General features: G+C 38.2%; 9 protein-coding genes. All 9 read right to left on the bottom strand.

Annotation, left to right across the window (positions count from 1 at the left end):
* Positions 1-184: 184 nt before the first annotated feature.
* The 9 genes from LXO72_RS08395 to secY all read right to left on the bottom strand — a co-directional run bounded on the left by LXO72_RS08395 (position 185) and on the right by secY (position 6,376).
* The gene (locus LXO72_RS08395; protein ID WP_233332071.1) at positions 185-1,486 is read right to left on the bottom strand and encodes a glutamate-cysteine ligase family protein; all 1,302 of its coding nucleotides are present in this window, start codon (positions 1,484-1,486) and stop codon (positions 185-187) included.
* A 197-nt stretch (positions 1,487-1,683) separates the two neighbouring features.
* A complete protein-coding gene (rplQ, locus tag LXO72_RS08390) occupies positions 1,684-2,070 on the bottom strand; it encodes a 50S ribosomal protein L17 (RefSeq protein ID WP_006595176.1) in 387 nt (128 codons plus the stop codon).
* 11 nt (positions 2,071-2,081) lie between these two features.
* Positions 2,082-3,020: a DNA-directed RNA polymerase subunit alpha gene (locus LXO72_RS08385; RefSeq protein WP_006595177.1), complete on the bottom strand. Its 939-nt coding sequence runs from the start codon at positions 3,018-3,020 to the stop codon at positions 2,082-2,084.
* 45 nt (positions 3,021-3,065) lie between these two features.
* Positions 3,066-3,449: a 30S ribosomal protein S11 gene (gene rpsK / locus LXO72_RS08380; protein ID WP_001118385.1), complete on the bottom strand. Its 384-nt coding sequence runs from the start codon at positions 3,447-3,449 to the stop codon at positions 3,066-3,068.
* Positions 3,450-3,475: 26 nt separating this feature from the next.
* A complete protein-coding gene (gene rpsM, locus LXO72_RS08375; RefSeq protein WP_003009631.1) occupies positions 3,476-3,841 on the bottom strand; it encodes a 30S ribosomal protein S13 in 366 nt (121 codons plus the stop codon).
* A 17-nt stretch (positions 3,842-3,858) separates the two neighbouring features.
* Positions 3,859-3,975 (bottom strand): 50S ribosomal protein L36, encoded by a 117-nt coding sequence (gene rpmJ / locus LXO72_RS08370; RefSeq protein ID WP_001808836.1) that lies wholly within the window; start codon positions 3,973-3,975, stop codon positions 3,859-3,861.
* Between the two features lie 23 nt (positions 3,976-3,998).
* Positions 3,999-4,217, bottom strand: coding sequence for a translation initiation factor IF-1 (gene infA / locus LXO72_RS08365; protein ID WP_001029883.1), 219 nt, complete (start codon positions 4,215-4,217; stop codon positions 3,999-4,001).
* A gap of 116 nt (positions 4,218-4,333) precedes the next feature.
* The gene (locus LXO72_RS08360; RefSeq protein ID WP_233332070.1) at positions 4,334-4,972 is read right to left on the bottom strand and encodes an adenylate kinase; all 639 of its coding nucleotides are present in this window, start codon (positions 4,970-4,972) and stop codon (positions 4,334-4,336) included.
* Between the two features lie 96 nt (positions 4,973-5,068).
* Positions 5,069-6,376, bottom strand: a complete 1,308-nt coding sequence (secY, locus tag LXO72_RS08355; RefSeq protein WP_154859310.1) for a preprotein translocase subunit SecY — start codon at positions 6,374-6,376, stop codon at positions 5,069-5,071.
* Positions 6,377-6,386: the final 10 nt, after the last annotated feature.

The raw sequence follows: 6,386 nt of genomic DNA, 5'->3' as shown, positions 1-6,386 counted from the left end.
ACTACAACTTCAGTTGTAGCGCCCTGCACATTGGTTCGTCTTGTTCAGTTTTCAAAGGTCTTTGTCGCTCTCGCGCGACAACTATATTAGTATATCACGTCCACTTCGCCTTGTCAATATCTTTTTTCTATTTTTTTAAATTTTTTATTTTTTTTTGATCCTAAAAAAAGGAAATACTGTTAAATCAGCATTTCCCAAGTTCTTTTATAATTTCTTCGAGATAAACTTCTTCTTGGTTTCCGCGATCCATCAATCCTCTTTTTGAGATTTTTAACAGATCTAATGAATATTGTTTAATTTTTACTAATTCATTTTCAGTTAACTGTTTTTTCGAATATTGTCTTCTTAATTCTTTTGGATTATCTTTATTAAAATCAAAAATGATATTTTGAGCTAAATACTCGTCTAATTCTTTGATATTATGATGCAATCCGACATGAAATGCAATTGGAGCAAATGTTTTATTTAATGGTTGAGTACAAACACTTCTATATTCGATGGTTCCTCTTGTTGTTAAATCTTGAAAATGGTAGCTTCTATGATTCTTCAGGTCCTCTTCCTGCGGTTTTATTTCTTGTCTAGTTCCATCTAAGCGATAGGCTACTATTTTTTCTTTTGCGAGGTAATCCTCTACTCTAATAGGTTCGAAATATAAGATTTCATCCTCACGATAAACATAAAACAAGGCTGTCTTCGCTAAATATTCTAGAAAGTCCTTTTCATTTATAAACGCCTTAGGATTTACACCAACATTTTCCTGATAAAATCCATGCATGGAATCTTCCCAGAAAATATCTCTTGAGATCTTCGTATCCCAGTCCTCTCCATCAAAAACGGAATTAGCAAACAGATATGCTTTTGCTGGCTCCACCTTATTCATTGCATTAATTATTTCCAAATAATTCGTTCTTGAAACATCCAATTGTACTTGATTGCCACAAATAAAGGTTCCATAGTCTGGATAATGATGGAACCGATGGTTAGGATATTGTCCAGACAGTTGCAAGAATTGAATCAGCATTTTATAACGATCAATTTTTACAGGTTGATTTTCATTTATTCTCCAATAAGGATGAATGCCTTTTCCTTCTATTTGATGCTGTCTCTCTCTTAAGAATGGCTGAATGATCCCTAAATAGTGTTGAAACCGGCTTTCGACTTCTTGGATGGTTTTAGTCTTTTCAAAAGCAAATTCAATGGTATTGTAAGATAACTCAAATACAATTTGATCTTTGTTTATTTTATGTTGTAACTGGACTGGGTTCCCATCTTCATCTTGTTTAATCGCAATAAACTCTTCAACTTCTTGCAGATGCTTAAAAAGAGCCTTTGTAACCAGTACATCCGTTTTATTCCCCATTGTATTTACGATTGGAAATTCGAGTTCAACCCCAATGTACTGCTCTGGATTATCTTTTAGCGAGGCAAGATAACGCTTTGCCAATAATTGCTGGGCGAGTGCTTGTGATTTTTCTTTTTCTGTCATAACTCTTCTATTATATCAAAAAAACGCCTGCTTACGAAATTGTTTTAAATTAAAGCAATTTCGTAAACAAGCGTCTACCATTTACCTCAATATGATGAGTGTTACCGCTAGGATAAATCCTAGCGGCAGACCAGAGCTAGACTAAGAAGAACCGTTAAGTCCTTCCAACATCATAACACTCAACAAAATTGATGATTTTATACTAATTCGATAATTGCCATTGGCGCAGCATCCCCACGGCGTGGTTCAGTTTTAAGGATACGAGTATATCCACCATTGCGCTCAGCATAACGTGGTGCAAGTTCAGAGAACAATTTTTGAAGTGCAGTTGTTTCTGAATATTTACCAGTTTCTTCATCAAAGTTTTGTGATGCAACTTCGTTACGTACGTAAGCAGCTGCTTGACGACGTGCATGCAAGTCACCACGTTTACCTAAAGTAATCATTTTTTCAACTGATTTACGGATTTCTTTTGCACGTGCTTCAGTTGTTACGATTGCTTCATTGATGATAAGATCTGTAGTCAAATCACGAAGCATTGCTTTACGTTGTGAGCTAGTGCGTCCTAGTTTACGGTAAGCCATGTATTCCTCCTCTATTTATCGTTTTTTAGCCCAAGGCCTAAATCGGCAAGCTTAACTTTAACTTCTTCGAGACTCTTACGTCCAAGGTTACGAACCTTCATCATTTCTGGTTCAGATTTTTCTGTCAAATCATACACAGTATTGATACCGGCACGTTTCAAACAGTTATATGAACGAACAGAAAGATCCAATTCTTCGATGGTACGTTCTAGTACTCGATCATCTGATGCTGTATCTACTTCCTTCATAACATCTGTCGCAATCGCGATTTCTGTTAAGTTCGTAAAGAGGTTAAGGTGTTCTGTCAAAATACGAGCAGATAAACCTAAAGCATCTTCTGGAATAATTGTTCCATTTGTTAAGATTTCAAGGGTTAGTTTGTCAAAACCATCGTTGCTACCAACGCGAGCTGGTTCAACTTGGTAATTAACTTTTGTCACTGGCGTATAGATTGAATCTACAGCAAGTGTACCTACTGGTGCATCATCTTTTTTATTTTGATCAGCTGGAACATAACCACGACCGCTGTTTACAGTCAAAGTCGCTTTGAAGCTTGATCCTTCACCGATGGTGAAAAGATAATGATCAGGGTTTACAATTTCAATATCACTATCTGTAAGAATATCTCCAGCAGTCACTTCTGCAGGACCTTCTACATCAAGTTCAATAATCTTTTCGTCTTGGACGTAAGATTTTACAGCGATCCCTTTAACGTTAAGAATGATTTGCATAACGTCTTCACGGACACCTGGAACTGTATCAAATTCGTGCAATACACCTTCAATGTTAATTGAAGTAACAGCAGCACCTGGAAGTGAAGCTAATAATACGCGACGAAGAGAGTTCCCTAGTGTTGTACCATAACCACGTTCAAGTGGTTCTACTACAAATACACCGTAATCTTTATTTTCATCAATTTTTGTTATATTTGGTTTTTCAAACTCAATCATTTGCTATACTCCCTCTGAAACGAAAAGCTGTGTAATTGTTGATGATTATACACGGCGACGTTTTGGAGGACGAGCACCATTGTGTGGCACAGGAGTCACATCGCGGATTGCAGTAACTTCAAGACCAGCAGCAGCAAGAGCACGAATAGCAGACTCACGACCAGAACCAGGACCTTTAACAGTAACTTCTACTGATTTAAGACCATGTTCTTGAGCTGATTTTGCAGCAGCTTCTGAAGCCATTTGTGCAGCAAATGGTGTAGATTTACGAGAACCTTTGAAACCAAGAGCACCTGCAGATGACCATGCAATTGCGTTACCATGCACATCAGTAATCATAACAATTGTGTTATTAAATGTTGCGTGAATATGAGCAATACCTGATTCGATATTCTTTTTCACACGACGTTTACGTGTTGGTTTAGCCAAGATTTTTACCTCCTTATTTTATTTTCTTATTTTTTCTTACCAGCAATCGCAACAGCTTTACCTTTACGAGTGCGAGCATTGTTTTTAGTGTTTTGTCCACGAACAGGAAGTCCACGACGGTGACGGATACCACGGTATGAACCGATTTCCATCAAACGTTTAATGTTCAAGTTCACTTCACGACGAAGGTCACCTTCTACTTTAATTGCGTCAACTTCACGACGGATAGCATCTTCTTGATCTGGTGTAAGGTCGCGAACACGAATATCTTCAGAAACGCCTGCAGCAGCAAGAATTTTCTTAGATGTTGGAAGTCCGATACCGTATACATAAGTCAATGAAATTACTACACGTTTGTCATTTGGAATGTCAACTCCAGCAATACGAGCCATGTTTTCTCCTTTCTATCTTATCCTTGACGTTGTTTGTGTTTTGGATTTGCTGGGCAAATTACCATAACACGACCATTACGACGAATTACTTTACAGTATTCGCAAATTGGTTTGACCGATGGTCTTACTTTCATTTTTATCCCTCCAAGTTTTTCGATTATTTAAAGCGGTATGTGATACGTCCACGTGTCAAATCGTACGGACTCATCTCCACTGTAACACGATCTCCCGCTAAAATACGAATATAGTTTTTACGAATTTTACCAGAAACTGTTGCTAAAATCTGATGTCCATTTTCAAGTTCAACCGTAAACATAGCATTCGGCATCGTATCGACTACTTTGCCTTCTACTTCAATCACATCGTCTTTTGCCACGCAAAAGTACCTCCATAAATTTCGATTCATTCCTCTGAGCACAGAGGTAACAATTATAAGTCAGACTAATTCATTGTATCACTTGTTGTCAATTATTGCAAGTGACTAAAACGTTTTTATTTCAATTTCTCCAAGACTTTTTGGATATCTTTAAAGACGTCGTTAATGTCTTGATTTCCTTCGATATCATGAACTAACCCTTTTGCACGATAATGAGCAAGAATCGGCTCACCTTGAGCAATGTTCACATCCAAGCGACGTTTAACCGTTTCTGGTTTGTCGTCCTCACGTTGGTAATAGTCTTCTTCCTTGTAATCAGCTGGTGGATTGAATACCTTATGGTAAGTTTCACCTGTTTCACGGTGAATGATACGTCCACTCAAGCGTTCAAGTAAGCAAGATGGATCTACTTCGATGTTGATTACTCCCTCAAGTTCAAGACCAAGGTCAACCAAGATTTGATCCAAAGCATGTGCCTGTTCAATCGTGCGAGGGAAACCATCTAAGAGGAATCCTTTTTCCTTAATATCGTCTTGAGCCAAACGTTCTTTTACAATCCCGTTTGTCACATCATCCGGCACCAATTCACCTTTATCGATGAATGATTTTGCCAATACACCCATTTCGGTTTGATTGGCCATTGCAGCACGGAACATATCCCCAGTTGAGATATGTGCAACTTGAAATTGTTCTACAATCTTAGCCGCTTGTGTCCCCTTACCTGCTCCAGGCAATCCCATGATTAATAGATTCATAATCATTTGCTCCTTATTTTGTTTTTAAATAAGTCTGTTACGATCTAACAAACTTATTCAAAAACAAAATAGAAGGTTGACAATGTCAACCTAATTCTATTCTGTTGTATCCATGAAACCAATGTATTTGCGTTTCAATAAGTAACCTTCTAATTGTTTCATTCCTTCAATACCAGTTGAGATGATGATCAAGAGACTAGTCCCTCCGAGAGCAACTGTATCTGTCAAACCAAAGACATCCCGGGCAAGGATTGGAATAATAGTGATGAATCCAAGGAAGAGAGAACCAACCGTAGCCAATCGTCTAAGAAGACGTGACATGTAGTCTTCTGTTCCCTTACCAGGACGTACTCCTGGAATGTAGGCACCACTCTTTTGTAGATTTTCCGCAGTTTTTTCTGGGTTAATCTGTACAAATGTGTAGAAGAAAGTAAACAAAATGATTAGCAAAGCATACATTGCTACACCTGTTGGTGTATTGGTTGCTAACATAGATTGTGCTGTTCGAACCCATCCAGCATTGTAACCCATGGCACTAATGACCTGGAAAATTGCTGCCGGCGCAGCTGTGATCGAACTAGCAAAGATGACAGGAATAACTCCAGCTGGGTTTACCTTCAGTGGAAGATATGAGCTAGATGGTGCTCCTTGTGCAATCTTTGTATATTGAATTGGAATTTTATACTGAGCTTGTTCCACAAAGGTTGTGAAGTAGACAATCACTAATACCGCTAAGATTAATATCCCTACGAAAATTAGTGAATTGTTCAATTGTCCAGGACGGACGTTGACAAATGAATCTTCGTAAACACCTTTGATCATTTCTGGAATGGAAGAAACAATCCCCGCAAAGATAATCATAGAAACACCGTTTCCGTATCCTTTGTCGGAAATCTGTTCTCCCAACCAGGTCACAATCATCGAACCTGTCGTTAAAATTGCACCAATCAAGATGTAGGTTTCAACGTTCGGTGTCGATACTAATTTAGCTTGTGACAAAGTATGGAAAGTAGCTGTAATTCCAATGGATTGAACGAAAGCTAGGACCAAGGCAATATAGCGTGTTGCCTGATTCAACTTTCTCCGCCCAACTTCTCCTTGTTTCCCCCACTCAACAAACTTCGGAAGCAAATCCATTTGAAGAAGCTGAACTACGATGGAAGCAGTGATGTAAGGACTCACCCCAAGGGCGAAGACAGAGAAGTTTCTCATAGCATTCCCTGACACCAAGCTCATCATATTCAAGAAGGAAACATCTTGTAAGTTGTTAAGGATTTTCGCATTCACACCAGGAACCGTAATCGTGGTCCCGATTCGGAAGACAAGTATGATAAAAATAGTAAATAAAATTTTTGATCGTACTTGTTTTACCTTAAATGCATCTTTTAATAATTTAAAGAACATAGGTCACCCC

Source organism: Streptococcus sp. XMC, assembly GCF_021341835.1.
GTDB lineage: Bacteria > Bacillota > Bacilli > Lactobacillales > Streptococcaceae > Streptococcus.
The sequence above is the reverse complement of the archived record's forward strand: the minus strand, read 5'-3'. Positions and strand labels throughout refer to the sequence as shown.